The organism is Kribbella sp. NPDC059898, from assembly GCF_042730855.1.
In the GTDB taxonomy this organism is placed as follows: domain Bacteria; phylum Actinomycetota; class Actinomycetes; order Propionibacteriales; family Kribbellaceae; genus Kribbella.
Genome location: NZ_JBHWKR010000008.1, coordinates 252,890 through 267,698, shown reverse-complemented (window position 1 = coordinate 267,698; position 14,809 = coordinate 252,890). Strand labels below are relative to the sequence as shown.

The 14,809-nt window shown below is 69.5% G+C and carries 12 protein-coding genes and 1 pseudogene; 5 read left to right on the top strand and 8 right to left on the bottom strand.

Annotated elements, in window-relative coordinates:
* Positions 1-7: 7 nt before the first annotated feature.
* Both ACFV9C_RS25630 and ACFV9C_RS25625 read right to left on the bottom strand, forming a co-directional pair.
* A complete protein-coding gene (locus ACFV9C_RS25630) occupies positions 8-1,561 on the bottom strand; it encodes a N,N-dimethylformamidase beta subunit family domain-containing protein (RefSeq protein ID WP_380197435.1) in 1,554 nt (517 codons plus the stop codon).
* Between the two features lie 129 nt (positions 1,562-1,690).
* Entirely contained in the window at positions 1,691-3,181 is a 1,491-nt protein-coding gene (locus ACFV9C_RS25625; protein ID WP_380197433.1) for a lysyl oxidase family protein, read from the bottom strand.
* Positions 3,182-3,387: 206 nt separating this feature from the next.
* On the opposite strand from ACFV9C_RS25625, the gene ACFV9C_RS25620 reads away from it, so the two are divergent.
* On the top strand, positions 3,388-5,394 hold the full coding sequence (locus tag ACFV9C_RS25620; RefSeq protein WP_380197431.1) for a fibronectin type III domain-containing protein: 2,007 nt from the start codon (positions 3,388-3,390) through the stop codon (positions 5,392-5,394).
* 49 nt (positions 5,395-5,443) lie between these two features.
* On the opposite strand, the gene ACFV9C_RS25615 is transcribed toward ACFV9C_RS25620, so the two are convergent.
* Positions 5,444-6,217, bottom strand: coding sequence for an SDR family NAD(P)-dependent oxidoreductase (locus ACFV9C_RS25615; RefSeq protein ID WP_380197429.1), 774 nt, complete (start codon positions 6,215-6,217; stop codon positions 5,444-5,446).
* 181 nt (positions 6,218-6,398) lie between these two features.
* Between ACFV9C_RS25615 and ACFV9C_RS25610 the strand changes: the two genes are divergently transcribed.
* On the top strand, positions 6,399-8,525 hold the full coding sequence (locus ACFV9C_RS25610) for a bifunctional SulP family inorganic anion transporter/carbonic anhydrase (RefSeq protein WP_380197427.1): 2,127 nt from the start codon (positions 6,399-6,401) through the stop codon (positions 8,523-8,525).
* A 20-nt stretch (positions 8,526-8,545) separates the two neighbouring features.
* On the opposite strand, the pseudogene ACFV9C_RS25605 reads toward ACFV9C_RS25610, so the two are convergent.
* Positions 8,546-8,959, bottom strand: a pseudogene (locus ACFV9C_RS25605) (phosphatase PAP2 family protein); the annotation flags it as partial.
* Positions 8,960-9,321: 362 nt separating this feature from the next.
* Positions 9,322-10,206: a neutral zinc metallopeptidase gene (locus ACFV9C_RS25600; RefSeq protein WP_380197425.1), complete on the bottom strand. Its 885-nt coding sequence runs from the start codon at positions 10,204-10,206 to the stop codon at positions 9,322-9,324.
* A 66-nt stretch (positions 10,207-10,272) separates the two neighbouring features.
* Between ACFV9C_RS25600 and ACFV9C_RS25595 the strand changes: the two genes are divergently transcribed.
* A complete protein-coding gene (locus ACFV9C_RS25595; protein ID WP_380197423.1) occupies positions 10,273-10,977 on the top strand; it encodes a M50 family metallopeptidase in 705 nt (234 codons plus the stop codon).
* On the opposite strand, the gene ACFV9C_RS25590 is transcribed toward ACFV9C_RS25595, so the two are convergent.
* Positions 10,974-11,699 carry a DUF5995 family protein gene (locus ACFV9C_RS25590; RefSeq protein ID WP_380197422.1) on the bottom strand — a complete coding sequence of 242 codons (726 nt, stop codon included), beginning with the start codon at positions 11,697-11,699 and terminating at the stop codon, positions 10,974-10,976. The genes ACFV9C_RS25595 and ACFV9C_RS25590 overlap by 4 nt on opposite strands.
* Before the next feature lie 24 nt (positions 11,700-11,723).
* Here ACFV9C_RS25590 and ACFV9C_RS25585 point away from each other — a divergent pair, with 24 nt between their 5' ends.
* Both ACFV9C_RS25585 and ACFV9C_RS25580 read left to right on the top strand, forming a co-directional pair.
* On the top strand, positions 11,724-12,305 hold the full coding sequence (locus tag ACFV9C_RS25585) for a hypothetical protein (RefSeq protein WP_380197420.1): 582 nt from the start codon (positions 11,724-11,726) through the stop codon (positions 12,303-12,305).
* A 28-nt stretch (positions 12,306-12,333) separates the two neighbouring features.
* A complete protein-coding gene (locus tag ACFV9C_RS25580; protein WP_380197418.1) occupies positions 12,334-12,834 on the top strand; it encodes a DUF664 domain-containing protein in 501 nt (166 codons plus the stop codon).
* On the opposite strand, the gene ACFV9C_RS25575 is transcribed toward ACFV9C_RS25580, so the two are convergent.
* Together ACFV9C_RS25575 and ACFV9C_RS25570 are read right to left on the bottom strand one after the other, a co-directional pair.
* Positions 12,827-13,933 carry a hypothetical protein gene (locus tag ACFV9C_RS25575; RefSeq protein WP_380197417.1) on the bottom strand — a complete coding sequence of 369 codons (1,107 nt, stop codon included), beginning with the start codon at positions 13,931-13,933 and terminating at the stop codon, positions 12,827-12,829. The two genes, ACFV9C_RS25580 and ACFV9C_RS25575, sit on opposite strands and share 8 nt — an antisense overlap.
* Before the next feature lies 1 nt (position 13,934).
* Positions 13,935-14,804, bottom strand: a complete 870-nt coding sequence (locus ACFV9C_RS25570) for an exodeoxyribonuclease III (protein ID WP_380197415.1) — start codon at positions 14,802-14,804, stop codon at positions 13,935-13,937.
* Between the last annotated feature and the right edge of the window lie 5 nt (positions 14,805-14,809).

The window sequence follows — 14,809 nt, the reverse complement described above, 5'->3', positions numbered from 1 at the left end:
CTGCTACTCACGCCTTGGATCGCAACTCCTTCGATGTGGCCGGCTTCCCGACCGGCCCGCCCGTCCCGTTGGTAGTCAACGGCGACTCGTGCAGCGCCGCGAGGTCCGCGTGCGCCGGATGCTTCCGCGCCAGCGGTCCACCAGCCAACGAGCGGAACACGTTCAACGTCACGGCCCGCGCGAACGCTACCGCGGCCGGCCCCACGCCCGCCTTCGCGTCCGGCCCGGCCAACGCCCGCACCCATTCGATCGACCCGGTGCCGAACACTCCGGCCCCGGACGGCACGGTGTAGTACGTCGCGTCCGAGTACGTGTGCAGCCGCCCGCACGTCGTCCGCGAGTGTGCGACCACCTGCAGGTCTGCCGGCGTACCGGCGATCGGATAGGCCCGGTCCGCCTCGTCACCGATCAGCCCCGGGTACGCCGTACCCGCCTTGGCGCCGGTGCCCGCGAACAGGAAGAACCGCGGGTCGCGCACGGTGAACGCGCCGACCGCCGGGAAGCACTCGTACAGCATGCCGGTCAGGCTGTTCTCCGGGTCGGGGTACGGGTCGCTCCGCCAGCGCACCGTGGTGACCGGCCGGTTCTTCACCGGGTCGAGGCGCGCGTCCTTGTACCCGATCATCACCCGCCGCTGCCCGAGCCGGCTCGGCGCGTACCGTACCCGCCAGAACACCGAGTTCGCGCCGAGGAACGCCAGGTTGGTCCCGTGGTCACGCGCCTTCGTCACCGCGGCGCGCATCCCGAGCGACCAGTACTCGTCGTGCCCGCCGAACACGATCCCGCGCGCCCCGGCGAGCAGCCCCGGATCGGCCTCGAGGTCCGCGCTGGTCGCGTACGCCAGCCGTACGCCGCTCTGCTCCGCCTCCTGGATCACCGGCGCCGCGTAGTTCAGCAGACCGCGCGCACCGTTCAGGTCGTACGGCCGGTCGAATGTCACCTCGAGCGAACGGGTGGCGTGCTGCTCGTGCGGCCCGTGGTAGAGCGAGTAGCCGCCCCACGCGTTGTACGCCTCCTCGGTGTTGACCGCGTCGACGATCAGCACCGCGTTGCGCGCCGAGTCCGAGCGCACCACCATCGGCACGTACTTCTCCTTGCCGTCCGCGGCGCGCAGCAACAGCACGTACGCGCCGGGCAGCCAGCCGGTCGTTGGGACCGTGAGCGACGGCCGCCAGTTCGTCGTCACCATCCGGAGCCGGGTGAGCAGCGGCGCGGCCTGCTTCACGCCCGGTACGACGGCCGACGTCCAGACCTGACGCGCACCGGTTCCGCCGTACCAGCCGAGCCGGAACGCGTGAACGGTGAAGTCGCCGTCGGACGACGAGACGTACAGCTTGAACGGCTCGCCGCTGCGGACGCTGACGTGGTCGGTGTACCCGGCGAGGTCGGTCGGGCCGGCGAGCTGATAGTCCTTGATGGCCCAGTTCACCGAACCGGCGCGCATCCTCGCATGGTGCTGCACCTGGATCGACGTACCGGCGGAACGCACAGGGGTGCCCGAACACCCCGCCAGCACGATCAACGACAACGACCCGACGACAGCGACGAATCCTCGGCGCATCGGCCCCTCCTCATGTCGTTTCGAAGATAGGTGGGCCTGGCTTGGAACAAGCTGAGAGCCACTCGCGCCCCCGGCTGGATCAAGGCCGGGGGCGCGAGGGTGCCGGTGAGCGGACCGGCAGCGGCGGCATCAGGGGATGTTGATGACGCCGACCGGGGGCACCTTGACGGTGCGGTGGTGCAACGTGCCGCCGAGGATGACCTTGCGCAGGGCAACATTGTTGGTGGTACTGGACTCGTACAGCCGGTGCTCCGGGTTGGCGGTCACCTGGACGTAGTACGTGCCGTTGGGAAGGTTGGTGACGTCGAAGGACTGACCCGGCAGCGTCTGCACGTACGTGTCCCCGTTGCCGACGTCCAGGACCTCACGGACCGAGAGCGAGCTGTGGTCGCCGCACGCGGTGTGCAGATCGGTGTTGTACGGATGCCAGTTCGCGTTCTTCACCGTGTAGTCGATGGCGTCGGTCGCGGCCAGGCAGAAGGCCTCCTTCTGGCTGCGCACCACCTCGGTCTGCTTGGCGTTCAGCAGGCTGTAGCGCGCGAAGTCGGTGAAGTGCCAGTGGTTGTGGCCGGGCCGGCCGTCCCACTCCAGCGTGCCGGTCGTCTGGTACCCGACCTGCTTGCCGTGCGCGTCGTAGAAGTACTGGTACGCGTCCATCAGGTCCTTGCCCTGACGGCGGAAACCGTCCAGCACCAGCGGCGACGGACCCGCGTTCCACACGGTCGCCGAGAACTGCAGGAAGTCCTTGTTCGCGTCCGGCGTCCCCGCGTCGCCCGGCGCGACGTCGATCCCCCACGCGGGTACCGGCCGGAGGTCCGGCTTCGGCCCCTTCGGCACGCTCGCCTTGCCCGTCGGACGGGCCGGATTCGCCTTCAACGCAACGGCCTTCGTGATCTTGTCGCCAAAGCATCCGCGGAGGCAGTCCTGCGCCTTCTGGATGGTCAGGTTCAGCTTCACCGACGCGTCGTTCGCCGGGATCTTGAAGAAGTCCCGGTACGCCTTGTTCACGGTGACAACGGCCTTGTACTTGCCGACGGCAAGCTGTACCGGTGTCGCGTCGTTGTTGAAGGTGTGCACCGACCACCCGGTCTGCAGCCCCCAGACCGCGCCTTGGGTGAACGGGTTCGCCGCACAGTCTCCCGGGTACGGCGACGTTGCCGGCGCGTCCGGCCGGGTCCGCGAGCCGTCCCCGTTCAGGCAGACCGTCTGGTCCTTGTCGAGAACCTTCTTGCCGTGCGCGTCGGTGATCGTCACATGCAGGAACTTCCCCAGTCCGGAGAAGTCCGTGACCAGCCCCTTCGGCAACTGCCGGGCCGCCTTGCCGTTCACGTACTGCGTCGCGACCACCGGCGAGGCGTACGTCGCCCGGGTGGCCCGCACCTCGACCGGCGCGTTGCCGGCCACCATGTGCGTCCCGAGGTCGAGGTCGACCCCGTAGTCGGGCGAGTTGTCCAGCGTCACGTCGATGCTCCCGGCAACCAGTTTCAGCGCCGGGCGCGCCGTACCGGCTGACGCCGTACCCGATGATCCCGCCGCCGATGCTCCGGCGGCGGCCAGTGCGACCAGTCCGGCCGCCCCGGCCGCGGCGACAACGCCCCGGCCGAGTCTTCTTCCGTTCACGATGATGGAACCCCCTCGTGCATCCGGCCGGCATCCTCACGAGCCGGCCTGCTGCTGGTACGACGACCGAGCGGGGTACCGAAGTTGATCAAGGTTCGATGGCAGTCGTGTCACAGCAAGTCACGACACCCGAATACTTGACCATGTAAATTAAACCGCCCTAGGCTCGGCAGGGTCCGCTCACTCCTCCCCCGGAGGACGCTCCCATGCATTTGAGACGTCGTACTTCGCTTCTGCTGGCCGCCGTCGCTCTGGTGACGGCCGCGGCCGCCCCGGCCGATGCCTTCCAGGACCGGCAACCACCCACCTACCCGCAGGTCGCCGCCAAGCCGTATATGGGCTGGAGCAGCTGGAGCCTGCAGTCCACCAACTACCCCGGCGTGAACCCCGACGGCCCGGGCAGCTTCATCAGCGAGCAGAACATCCTCACCCAGGCACGCGCCCTGGCGACCAAGCTCAAGCCGTACGGCTACGAATACGTCAACGTCGACGCCGGCTGGCAGGACGGCGGTGACGAGTACGGCCGGCCGGTCGCGATGGCAAAGCGCTTCCCGCGCGGGATGAAGGCGGTCGGCGACGACATCCACAAGCTCGGCCTGAAGTTCGGGATCTACACCACGGTCGGCCTTGGTACGGACGTGTACCGCGACGGCAACACGCCGATCTACGACGCGCCTGGGTGCTTCACCCGGAACATCGTCTACCCGGACCTGCGGAAGACGAACGGCTGGGACGCGGCGTACAAGATCGACTACGCGAGCCCGTGTGCGCAGAAGTACGCCGACTCGATCGCGAAGCTGTTCGCGTCCTGGGGCGTCGACTTCATCAAGATGGACGGCGTCGGCCCCGGCTCCTGGAAGGGTGCGCCGGACGACCCGAACCACAACAACACCGCCGACGTCGAGGCCTGGTGGCGCGCGGTCCAGAACGCCGGCCGGCCGATGCAGTACACGCTGTCGTGGTCGCTCAGCCACCGGTACGCCGACGTATGGAAAGCGAATTCGAACGGCTGGCGGATCGACACCGACGTCGAGTGCTACTGCGACACGATCGTCAAGTGGGACAGCTCAGTGAAGGCCCGCTGGTGGGACGTCACGCAGTGGATCGACGACGCCGGACCGGGGCACTGGAACAACCTCGACGCACTGGACGTCGGCGTCGGCGCGATGGACGGCCTGACCGACGCGGAACGCCAGTCGTACATGACGTTCTGGGCAATCAACTCGGCGCCGCTGTTCGCCGGTGACGACCTGACCAAGCTGGACGCGTACGGCCTGAAGCTGCTGACGAACCGCGAGGTGATCGCGATCGACCAGTCCGGTACGCCCGCCCGCCCGCTGAACCAGGACCAGCTGCAGCAGGTCTGGTACGCGCAGAACACCGACGGCAGTACGACGGTCGCGCTGTTCAACCTGGCCGACTCCCCCGCCACGGTGACCGGCGACTTCGCCCAGCTCGGCATCGACGGGAAGGCGAACGTCCGCGACATCTGGGCGGACCGGAACACCCAGAACGTGTCCGGCTCCGTCAGCGCCGACCTGCCCGCGCACGGGTCCAAGCTGTACAAGATCTGGCCGAACGGCCGGCACATCCCGGCCGACCTCACCGCGACCGACGTCGGCAGTACGACGGTGTCCCTCAGCTGGCGACCGAGCACCGGAGCCTCGTCGTACCAGGTGTTTGCCAACGGCAAGCAGGTGGCGACCAGCTCGGGTACGCGGGTCCTGGTCAGTGGCCTCGAGCCGCAGACGCAGTACTCGTTCACCGTCCGGGGCAACCACGACACCAGGGCCAGTGCACCGGTGACGATGCTGACGTCGGCATCCGGTGGACCCGTGCGGTACGAGGCGGAGGCGCCGACCAGCACCCGAACCGGTGACGCGAGCGTCTCGGGCTGCACGCTCTGCTCGGGCGGAGCGAAGATCGGCAACATCGGGTACGGATCGACGGTGACGCTGAACGGCGTCACCGTGCCGAAGACCGGGACGTACCTGGTGAAGATCGCCTACACGGACGGCGACACCAGCCGGCAGAGCATGCTGACGGTCAACGGATCCGACAACTACTGGGTGAACTACAGCGGCCTCGGCGACAACGACTGGGGCACGCCGCAGGTGACCTACCTGCCGCTGAAGCTCACCGCCGGGTCCAACTCGATCAAGGTCAGCAACCCGAACGGCTACATCGCCGACATCGACTGGATCACCGTCTAGTCGACCCAAGCTGCGGGGCCGGCACCACCAGGGCCGGCCCCGCACCCCGTCAGATGCCGGCGGTGGTAGCGCCGTCCATCGTGATGATCGACGCAGTCACATAGCTGGCCCGTGGCGAGGCCAGGAACACCGCGACGTCGGCGACCTCCTCGGGCTCGCCGACCCGGCCCATCGGGATGTCGCGGACCATGTCCTGGAGCAGTTCGTCCTTCGGCCGACCGGTGGCGCGGACGGCGGCCTCGAGGCCCTCGTCGACGCGGCCGGTACGCGTCGTACCGGGGTTGATCACGTTCACCCGGACACCTTGGCCCGCGTACGCCTTCGCGTAGCCGACCGAGGCGAGCATCAGCGCCGCGTTCGCCGCGCCGCCGCCGATGTGCAGCGGGTTCGCCGCCCGGCCGCCCTGGCCGACCACGTTCACGACCGCGCCGCTGCCACGCTCGGCCATCCCGCGGATCACTGCCTCGGTGGCGTGCATGTAGGTGAAGTACTTCGCGTCCATCGCGGCGTGCAGCGCCGTACTGTCCAGCTCGTCGACCGGCGTCCGGCGGGCCGCGCCCGCACAGTTGATCAGGATGTCCGGTACGCCGATCCGCTCGAACGCGGCCCGGGTCGCGTCCGCGTCGGTCAGGTCGACCGCCTCGGCCCGGAAGCTCAGCCCCTTCGCGGCCAGCGTCTCCTGCGCCTTCGTCAGGTTGCCGGTGTCGCGGGAGATGCCGATCACCTCGGCGCCTTCGCGCGCCAGCGCCTCGACGCACGCCAGCCCGATGCCCTTGCTCGCTCCGGTGACCACCGCGGTCTTCCCGGCCAGTTCCAGCTCCATGGCGGCGAGTCTACGCGCGGCTGAAGGATCGTCATCTTCGGCGCCCAGGGCAACAATTTCGCCCGATCGCTGTTCTGCTCTTGAACGACTCAGTACGATGAGTAACCAGATCGACACTTTTAGTTTCGACGCCTGATGCCCAAGCCATTGCACTGAGCACCGACGCCGGAGGAATCCCCTCGTGCCGACCACTTCCCATTCCCCTCCCAGCGCCCGCGAACGCCTGCCCTGGAAGGACTTCCTGCACCACGACGTCCCCGCTTCGCTTGTCGTCTTCCTGATCGCCGTCCCCCTCTCGCTCGGGATCGCCGCCGCGTCCGGCGCCCCGCTGATCGCCGGCCTGGTGGCCGCGGTGGTCGGCGGCGTCGTCGCCGGAGCACTCGGCGGCTCCCCGCTCCAGGTCAGCGGCCCGGCCGCCGGTCTCACCGTGGTCGTCGCGGATCTCGTCACCCAGTTCGGCTGGGCCGCGACCGCCGCCATCACCTGCGCCGCCGGCCTGCTGCAGATCCTGCTCGGCATCACCCGGATCGGCCGGCTCGCCCTGTCGCTGTCGCCCGCCGTCGTGCACGGCATGCTCGCCGGGATCGGCGTCACGATCGCCGTCCAGCAGTTGCACGTCGTCCTCGGCGGCACGGCGCAGAGCTCGCTGATCGCCAACGTGACGGCGCTTCCCGCCCAACTGATCACGCATCACGGCCACTCGGTCGCGGTCGGCGTACTGACCGTCGCGATCGTGCTGGTCTGGCCCAGAATCCCCAAGCTCAAGGTGATTCCGGCACCGCTCGTCGCTGTCGTCGCGGTCACCGCGCTGGCCGCCGTCGCGATGCCGGACGTCACCCGCGTCGACCTGCCGGACAACCCACTGCAGAGCCTGATCCTGCCGAAGCTGCCGCACGGTTCGGCGCTCGAGATCGGCACCGCCGTACTGACGATCGCCCTGGTCGCGAGCGTCGAGTCGTTGCTGTCGGCCGTTGCCGTCGACAAGCTTCATCGCGGCGCCCGGAGCAATCTCGATCGCGAACTGATCGGCCAGGGCGCGGCGAACGCGGTCTCGGGCGCACTCGGCGGGATGCCGGTCACCGGCGTGATCGTGCGCTCCTCCACCAACGTCGCGGCCGGGGCGCGGACCCGCGCGTCCGCGATCCTGCACGGCCTGTGGATCGCCGCGTTCGTCCTCGCGGCGGGGGCGATGCTCGAACTCATCCCGATGGCCGCGCTGGCCGGCGTACTGCTGGTGACCGGCCTCCGCCTGGTCCAGCTCGCGCACATCCGCACGCTCCGGCGGCACGACGAACTTCTCGTGTACGTCGTGACCGCGGTCGGTGTCGGCGTCCTGGGATTGGCCGAAGGCGTGCTGCTCGGACTCGTGCTCGCGATCGCGCGGGTGCTGTTCCGGCTCGCCCGCGCGACCGTGACCGCTTCCGAGACCGACGGCCTGTGGACAGTGCGGATCGGTGGCGCGCTGGTGTTCCTCGGCGTCGCGTCACTCGTGCGGACGTTGCGGGCGATTCCGGCCGGCGCCGCGGTGCGGGTCGAGCTGCGGGTCGACCATCTCGACCATGCGGCGTACGAAGCCCTTGAGGACTGGCGGAACGGGCACATCGCGCGCGGCGGCTCGGTCGAGGTGCATCGGGACGGTGTCGCGGAGCCGCTCGACGACGCCCCGCTCAAGACGCTGCTCGCCAAGCTCGCGGCCGAAGGGCAGCGGCCGGCGCACCTGTTCATCACCTGCGCGGACTCGCGGATCGTGCCGACGATGATCACCACCAGCGGCCCCGGCGATCAGTTCTGCGTGCGGAACATCGGGAACCTGGTCCCGCCGAAAGGGTCGAACAGCAGCTCGGTGGACGCCGCGATCGAGTACGCCGTCGACGTCCTCGGCGTACGGTCGATCGTGGTCTGCGGTCATTCCTGCTGCGGTGCCGCGGCCGCCGCGCTCGCGGCCGACGTACCGGAAGGGTCCGGGCTGGAGAGCTGGTTGCGGCACCTGGAGCCGTCGATCCGGCGGGCCGTCGGGTTGCCCGACGTCCTCGACCCGGCGACCGGCGCGGTGTTGCCGGCCGCGGACAAGCTGTCGGTCGCGAACGTCGCCCTGCAACTGGAGAACCTGCGCACCTTCCCGTCGGTCCGCCGGGCCGAGGAACAAGGACGCCTCGAACTGATCGGGTTGTGGTTCGACCTCGGCAGCGCGACCGCGCTGTCGGTCGTGGACCGGCCGCCGTTCCTGGTCCGCGCGGACGAGGAGCTGTTGAAGATCAGGAGCAACGGTACGGCGAGCGCGATCGCGACCAGGCCGTCCAGCCAGTAGTGGTTCGCAGTGACCACGACGACCGTGAACGTGAGCAACGGGTGTGCGATCCACAGCCAGCGCAGGCGTGAACGCGTCGCGCGGATCATGAACACCGCGACCATCAACGCCCAGCCGACATGCAGGCTGGGCATCGCGGCGAACTGGTTCGCGATCCCGGAGTCCGTGCTCGGTCCGTAGACCGACTGGCCGAGCTGTACGCCGGTGTCCACCCAGCCCGGCATCAGCCGCGGCGGGGCCAGCGGGAAGGTCATGTGCCCGATCAACGCCAGCCCGGTCAGTGCGGCGAGCGCCCAGCGCGCCTTCCCGTACTGCGCCGGGCGGCGGATCATCAGCCAGAGCAGTACGACGGCTGTCAGCGGGAAGTGCACGCCCGCGTAGAAGAGATTGGCGACCCGGGCGACGCCGTCGACCTGCAGCGCGTGCTGCTGCATCGTCGCCTCGCTCGGCAGCCCAAGCCATGCCTCCCAGCGGATCAGCTCGTCCGCGTGCTTGAACGCGGCGCCGGAATGCTCGGCGGAGAGAAACCGGCCGAGGTTGTAGACCCCGAACAGCACCGCGAGCAACGCGATCTCCCGCACGATCCGCCAGACCCCGCGCTGCCTCCCCAACTCCGGCAGCTCAGGGTGCCCCACCCGCTCCAGCGTCGCCTGCGCCATGCCGCCCCCAGCTCAAACCGAACGTTCGTTCTTTCCAAATTATCGCGATCTGCTGATACTTGCGAAGAATATGAACCTCCTCACAGGCCCTTGAAATCCCACCGCCCCGAGGTAGGTGGGCGCGGGGAGGAGGCGGGTCAGGCGACGAGTGCCGAGCCGGCCGTGTAGGTGTTGCACGCCGCCGGATCGCCCGCGTCGAGCCCGGCCATCGCCCAGTACCCGTGGTTCTCGGCGTTCCCGTGGTCATGGTCGTCGTCGACGGTGTTCCGTACCACGAGACCCCACACCTCGAGCCACTCCGGCGTCACCGGAAAGTCGTTGCGGTCGGCACCGAGGTACACCCCGCTGAAGCAGGACGCCTGCAACTCCAGACGCCGGCTGTCCTCGAGGTGCGCGTCAACGCCGTTCATCGTGACCTCGCGGTCGTAGAGGGCGGCGAAGACGCCGGTGAGAGCCTGGACATGATGCCGGTACTCGTGCCCGATCTCCAGCGCCATCCACGCCCGCGCCTCGTCCGGGTCGCGTCGGTCGAAGGAGATGTCCGTCGACGCATCCATGTAGATCGTGCCGCCGCCGTAATAGTCCCGGCCGTCCTCGAAATCGCAGGGTGACGAGGGCGACTGGCCGAGCACGACCACGAGCTTCGGCGGCCTGAAGGTGAAGCCTGCCTTGCGGATCGCCGGCGCCCACGCTGTGTTCAGGCAGGCGAGGTACCGCGTGAAGTAGGCCCGGACGTTCACCAGCGAGGTCGGCTCGTAGGCCGGCTCGGCGCACTTCGCGGAGGTCAGCTTCCCGACCCGGAGGATCGGGTTGCGGCCGACCGCCGCCGGCAGTGGTGGCTCCGACACCGGTGCGGTCGAGTCGCTGCTCGGGGACGTGGATGTCGTCGGCAGTTCGGCTCGGGCCTTGGCCGCCTCCGAGGCGGCTGCCGCGTCGGCGTCCGAGACGGTGTGTTTCGCAGTACAGCCGGTCAGCAGGACTCCTGCGGCGACGCAGGACGCGAGCAAGCCCCGTCGGTTCACGGAGCGACTGTAGACCAGGTGACGGCTGCGGCGGACGGTTGACCAGTCGCCTGTAAGGATGGGCGGGTGAAGGAGTTCTGGAGCAACATCACGTCGGTGCAGCCTGAGCCGTCGCTTCGGCTGGTGATCGGGACCGGTGTGGTCGCGCTGCTGCTGATCGCGTGGCGGCCGGTCTGGAAGTACACGCGGCAGGTCGTGACGATCGCCCACGAGGGAGCGCACGGGCTGATCGCGGCGCTGGTCGGCCGGAAGTTGTCCGGGATCCGGTTGCACTCCGACACGTCCGGCGTGACGGTGTCGCGCGGCAAGCCCACCGGCGGCGGGATGATCGCCGTACTGCTGGCCGGCTACCCGGGGCCGGCGCTGTTCGGGCTGGCTGCCGCGTTCGTCCTCAGCCGCGGGTACGCCGTTGCCATGCTCTGGGGGCTGCTGCTCGCGCTGGTGATCCTGCTGCTCCAGATCCGGAACCTGTTCGGGTTGTGGTCCGTGCTCGTGTTCGGTGCGGTCGTCTTCGGGGTGACGTGGTGGGGCTCGACCTCGGTCCAAACGACGTTCGCGCATCTACTGACGTGGTTCCTGTTGCTGGCGGCGCCTCGTGCCGTGCTGGAGTTGCAGCACTCACGGCGGCGCGGGCAGGGGCGGAGCTCGGACGCCGACCAGCTCCGGCGGCTGACCGGCGTACCGGCGTTGATGTGGGTCGGCGTATTCGGCCTGGTGACGCTCGGCTGTCTGGCGCTCGGCGTTGTGTGGTCGGGTGTGCTTCCGGGTTAAGGCGGCGGCAGGGTGACGCCGAAGCCCGTGACAGCAAGGCGTAACAGCACCTGCCCCGGTCGAAGCAGGTCGGCGACCTTCGCGGCGCTCAGCACCTCGAGCTCGGCCAGTCGCCGGTCGTAGGTGCCGTCGAGACGGGCCCGCTGCAGCTCTTCGGTGTTGTGCCAGACCTTCTGCCGGGACTCGCGGAGGAACCGCTGCGAGGCCAGCCGGTTGAGCGGGGTCAGCACGCGGTCCACCAGGCTCCGCGCACTGCTCGCGGCCAGTTGGTCATCCTCCGCCCCGACCCGTTCCGCGAGTACGCCGTCGATCCGCTCGTGGTCGCGCCGGCGCCGGTCGACCAGGTGCCGGTCCTCGAAGTCGTCGTCGCTGATCACCGCGAGCAACGCCTGCGGCAGGTCGTAGTTCACGTGCGCGTTGATCCCGAGCAGCACATGCGCCAACGGCGGCAGCGTCTCCGGCGCGTCGAACGCCAACCGCCACGGTCGCGCCACCAGCTCGCCGTCGTGCGCCTGCAGGTAGAGCTGTGCGAACTTCACGTCCCAGCGCTCGACCCACTCCGGATCCTCGAACCGCGCCCGGTCGATCGCCTCCCCCACGGCCTGGGTCGTCCGCAGGTACGTCCCGAGGAAGAACCGCCGGTGGGAGAGCTCCGGCGGGAGCTCGTCGAGCCGGTCCCGCATCCGCGCCACGACGTCCGCGATCGGACTACCATCGTTCATCGAACCTCCCCCGAGGAGGGACACATGCGAACAGGTCCACTCTCCTTCGATCCGGTGCTCGTCGGCAACCGCGAGACGGACGCCTGGGCGGCGTACTACCGGCACGAGTGGCCGACGGTTCTCACCGCCGCGGTCGGGATGGTCGCCGCGGGGTTCGGCATGCCGGCGTACCGGACACTTGCCGGCGCCTGGTGCGTACTGCGCGCCAACCAGGCGTGGGCGCCGTACCCGGACAACCGGCCGGACGCGGCGCGCGCGTACATGCGGCGCTTCTACGAGCACGTCGCGCTGTCCGGCACGCTCTCGCTGGAGCCGGTCGAGGCCGCGCGGCTGGAGGTCGAGTGGTGGCGCGTGCACCGCGAGCACCAGCACTCCCAGGACGTCACGGAAGAACAGCTGGTCACCGCGCTCGTCGACCTGTACTCGTACGTGTACTGCGTCGAGCGGGACGCCGTACGCCGGGCCGCGCAGCGGCGGGTGGACGCGATGGACCTGTCAGACCGGTGGGTCCGCGCCGGATGCGACCGTGACGACCCGCTGCTCGCGGCGGAGCGGCGTACCCTCGTCGCCTCGTACGCGGCGCTGCGTACTGCCGTCGAGCGTTAGTGTCGGACGGGCGGTCTACGGTGGGCGTATGAAGACGAGTGAAGTGCTGCTTGATGCGCATAGCCGGGTGCAGGAGGTCCTGCACGACGTCGTGACCGGGCTCGACGACAAGACGCTCGCGGCCCGTCCTGGTCCGGGTGCGAACTCGATCGCCTGGCTGGTGTGGCACCTGACGCGGGTGCAGGACGACCACCTGGCCGACGCCGGCGGATACGAGCAGGTCTACACGGCGGACGGGTGGCATGCGCGCCTCGGGCTGCCGTTGGACGCGGCCGACACCGGATATGCCCACACGTCCGAGCAGGTCGCGCTGGTGCAGCTGTCCGCAGGGCAACTACTCGGGTACTACGACGCCGTCCACGCGCGCACCGCCGAGTTCCTGAAGACCGTGACCGACGAGGGCCTCGACCGGATCGTCGACCGCCGGTGGAACCCGCCGGTCACGCTCGGCGTCCGGCTCGTCAGCGTGATCGACGACTGCGCGCAGCACTCCGGTCAGGCGGCGTACGTGAAGGGTCTGCTCAGCTGAGCGTGGTCTGCCAGAGGGAGGTGCCGGCGATCAGGTAAAGCTTGTGGTCCGGCAGCAGCGCGGCGGCCGTCGGCGCACCTGACGGCCCGGTCGACTCCTGCACGGTCCAATGCCCGTCCTGACCGCTGAGCACCTTCACCTTGTTGTCCTGGGCAACCACTTGGACGATCTTGCCGTTGTCGACCACCGGCGGCGGCAGCTTGTCCTTGTCCCCCACCGCGATCGCCGGTACGCCGTGCAGCCGCTTCGCAGTCCCGGACGCGTCGAGCTGCCAGAGCGCGAGCTGACCGTCGGCGTACCCGGAGATCACGCAGTCCGTCGTACACGTCGCCGTGTTCGCCTGGCTGCGGCCGCCCGGCTCGGGCAGCACGATCCGCTTCCAGCCGGTGTTGAGCTTCGTCGAACGCCACACCGCGGCCTCCTGCGCGACCACGCCCGGCGCGAGCCGCACCTGCGAGCCGACGAGCACGATGCTCTCGCCGAGCGTCGTACCGAACCCGGGACCCACCAGCAGCGACGGCGTGCTCTGCAGGACGGTCTTCGAAGGATCCTGCCGCGTCCACATGCCGTTGCTCTGCGGCAGCCAGACCATCGCGTCGTTCCCGGTCTGTACGCCGCCCCACGAGCCGAGCAGTGCGCTCCCGCTCGGCGTGAGGACGGCGCTGTACAGGTCGCCCGCGGTCTGTCCGCCGAACGTGAAGAAGTTCTGCGGGTGCTCGATCAGACCGGTCTGCGGCGACCCGGTCCAGACGGTCCAGCGGGTGTTCGAGTGCGCGCCGCCGGCGGCTCCACCGAGCGCGAGGAGCTGCTTGCCGTCGTACGCGATCGAGTACCAGATCGCCTCGAACGCGTACGGGCTGGCGGGGTTGGGTCGCACCGTGATCGGCGTCTGCTTGCCGTTGTCGAGGAGCTCGAGTTCCGGGACGACCTTGGCGCCGCGGTGCCGGAGGCCGACCAGCAGCTGGTTGTCGTGCGCGGTGAGCGTGACCGGATCGGCCGGGCCGACGTCGACCTTCGTCCAGGCGATCGTCTTCGGCTTGGCACTGCACGCGGTGAGGGCCGCGAGCAGCAGCATCGCAACCGCGGCGAACCGGCGCATGTCAGCGGCTCTGCGGCAGCGTGGTCGTGCGCTTACGGCCGGCGCGCGGCGCGGACGGCGGCGGCACGACCGGGCCGATGTCGCCGTCCGGCGCCGTGTCCAGGTCGACGATCACCGGGGCATGGTCGCTCGGCCCGGTGCCCTTGCGCGCCTTGCGATCGATCCACGCGGCCTTGACCCGGTCGGCGACGCTCTCGGTCGCGAGCATCAGGTCGATCCGCATCCCGAGGTCCTGGTGGAACATGCCCGCGCGGTAGTCCCAGTAGCTGAAGATCCGGTTCTCCGGCCAGCGGTCGCGGACCACGTCGCGCAGGTCCTTCGCGGCCATCAGCTCCGCCAGCGCCTGCCGCTCGGGCGGCGTGACGTGGGTCTGCCCGACGTACGCCGCCGGGTCGAAGACGTCGGCGTCGGTCGGCGCAATGTTCATGTCGCCGCAGACGATCTGGTCGGCCGGACCGTTCGCGATCACCGCGGCGAGCGCCGCCAGCCAGGCGAGTTTGTAGCGGTAGTGGTCGGAGTCCGGCTCGCGGCCGTTCGGCACGTAGAGCGAGTGGATCCGGATCCCGCCGCAGGTCGCGGCCACCGCCCGCGCCTCCGGATTCGGGAACCCGGGCGCCCCGGCGACCCCGGTCACCACGTCCTCCAGCCCGACCTTCGACAGCAGGGCGACCCCGTTCCACTGCGGCTCGCCGTACAGGCCGATCTCGTACCCGCGGCCGGTCAGTTCGGCGCCGAGCAGCTTCATGAACGCGTCGTCGGCCAGCTTCGTCTCCTGCAGGCAGACGACGTCCGGCTGCCGCTCGTCGAGCCAGTCCAGCAACCGCGGCATCCGCTGCTTCACCGAGTTCACATTCCAGGTCGCCACTCGCATCCGAC

Bases quoted from the DNA above. Each gene is read 5' to 3' on its own strand.
- ACFV9C_RS25630 (WP_380197435.1), bottom strand. From the start codon at position 1,561: ATGCGCCGAGGATTCGTCGCTGTCGTCGGGTCGTTGTCGTTGATCGTG.
- ACFV9C_RS25620 (WP_380197431.1), top strand. From the start codon at position 3,388: ATGCATTTGAGACGTCGTACTTCGCTTCTGCTGGCCGCCGTCGCTCTG.
- ACFV9C_RS25615 (WP_380197429.1), bottom strand. From the start codon at position 6,217: ATGGAGCTGGAACTGGCCGGGAAGACCGCGGTGGTCACCGGAGCGAGC.
- ACFV9C_RS25590 (WP_380197422.1), bottom strand. From the start codon at position 11,699: ATGAACGATGGTAGTCCGATCGCGGACGTCGTGGCGCGGATGCGGGAC.
- ACFV9C_RS25585 (WP_380197420.1), top strand. From the start codon at position 11,724: ATGCGAACAGGTCCACTCTCCTTCGATCCGGTGCTCGTCGGCAACCGC.
- ACFV9C_RS25580 (WP_380197418.1), top strand. From the start codon at position 12,334: ATGAAGACGAGTGAAGTGCTGCTTGATGCGCATAGCCGGGTGCAGGAG.
- ACFV9C_RS25575 (WP_380197417.1), bottom strand. From the start codon at position 13,933: ATGCGCCGGTTCGCCGCGGTTGCGATGCTGCTGCTCGCGGCCCTCACC.
- ACFV9C_RS25570 (WP_380197415.1), bottom strand. From the start codon at position 14,804: ATGCGAGTGGCGACCTGGAATGTGAACTCGGTGAAGCAGCGGATGCCG.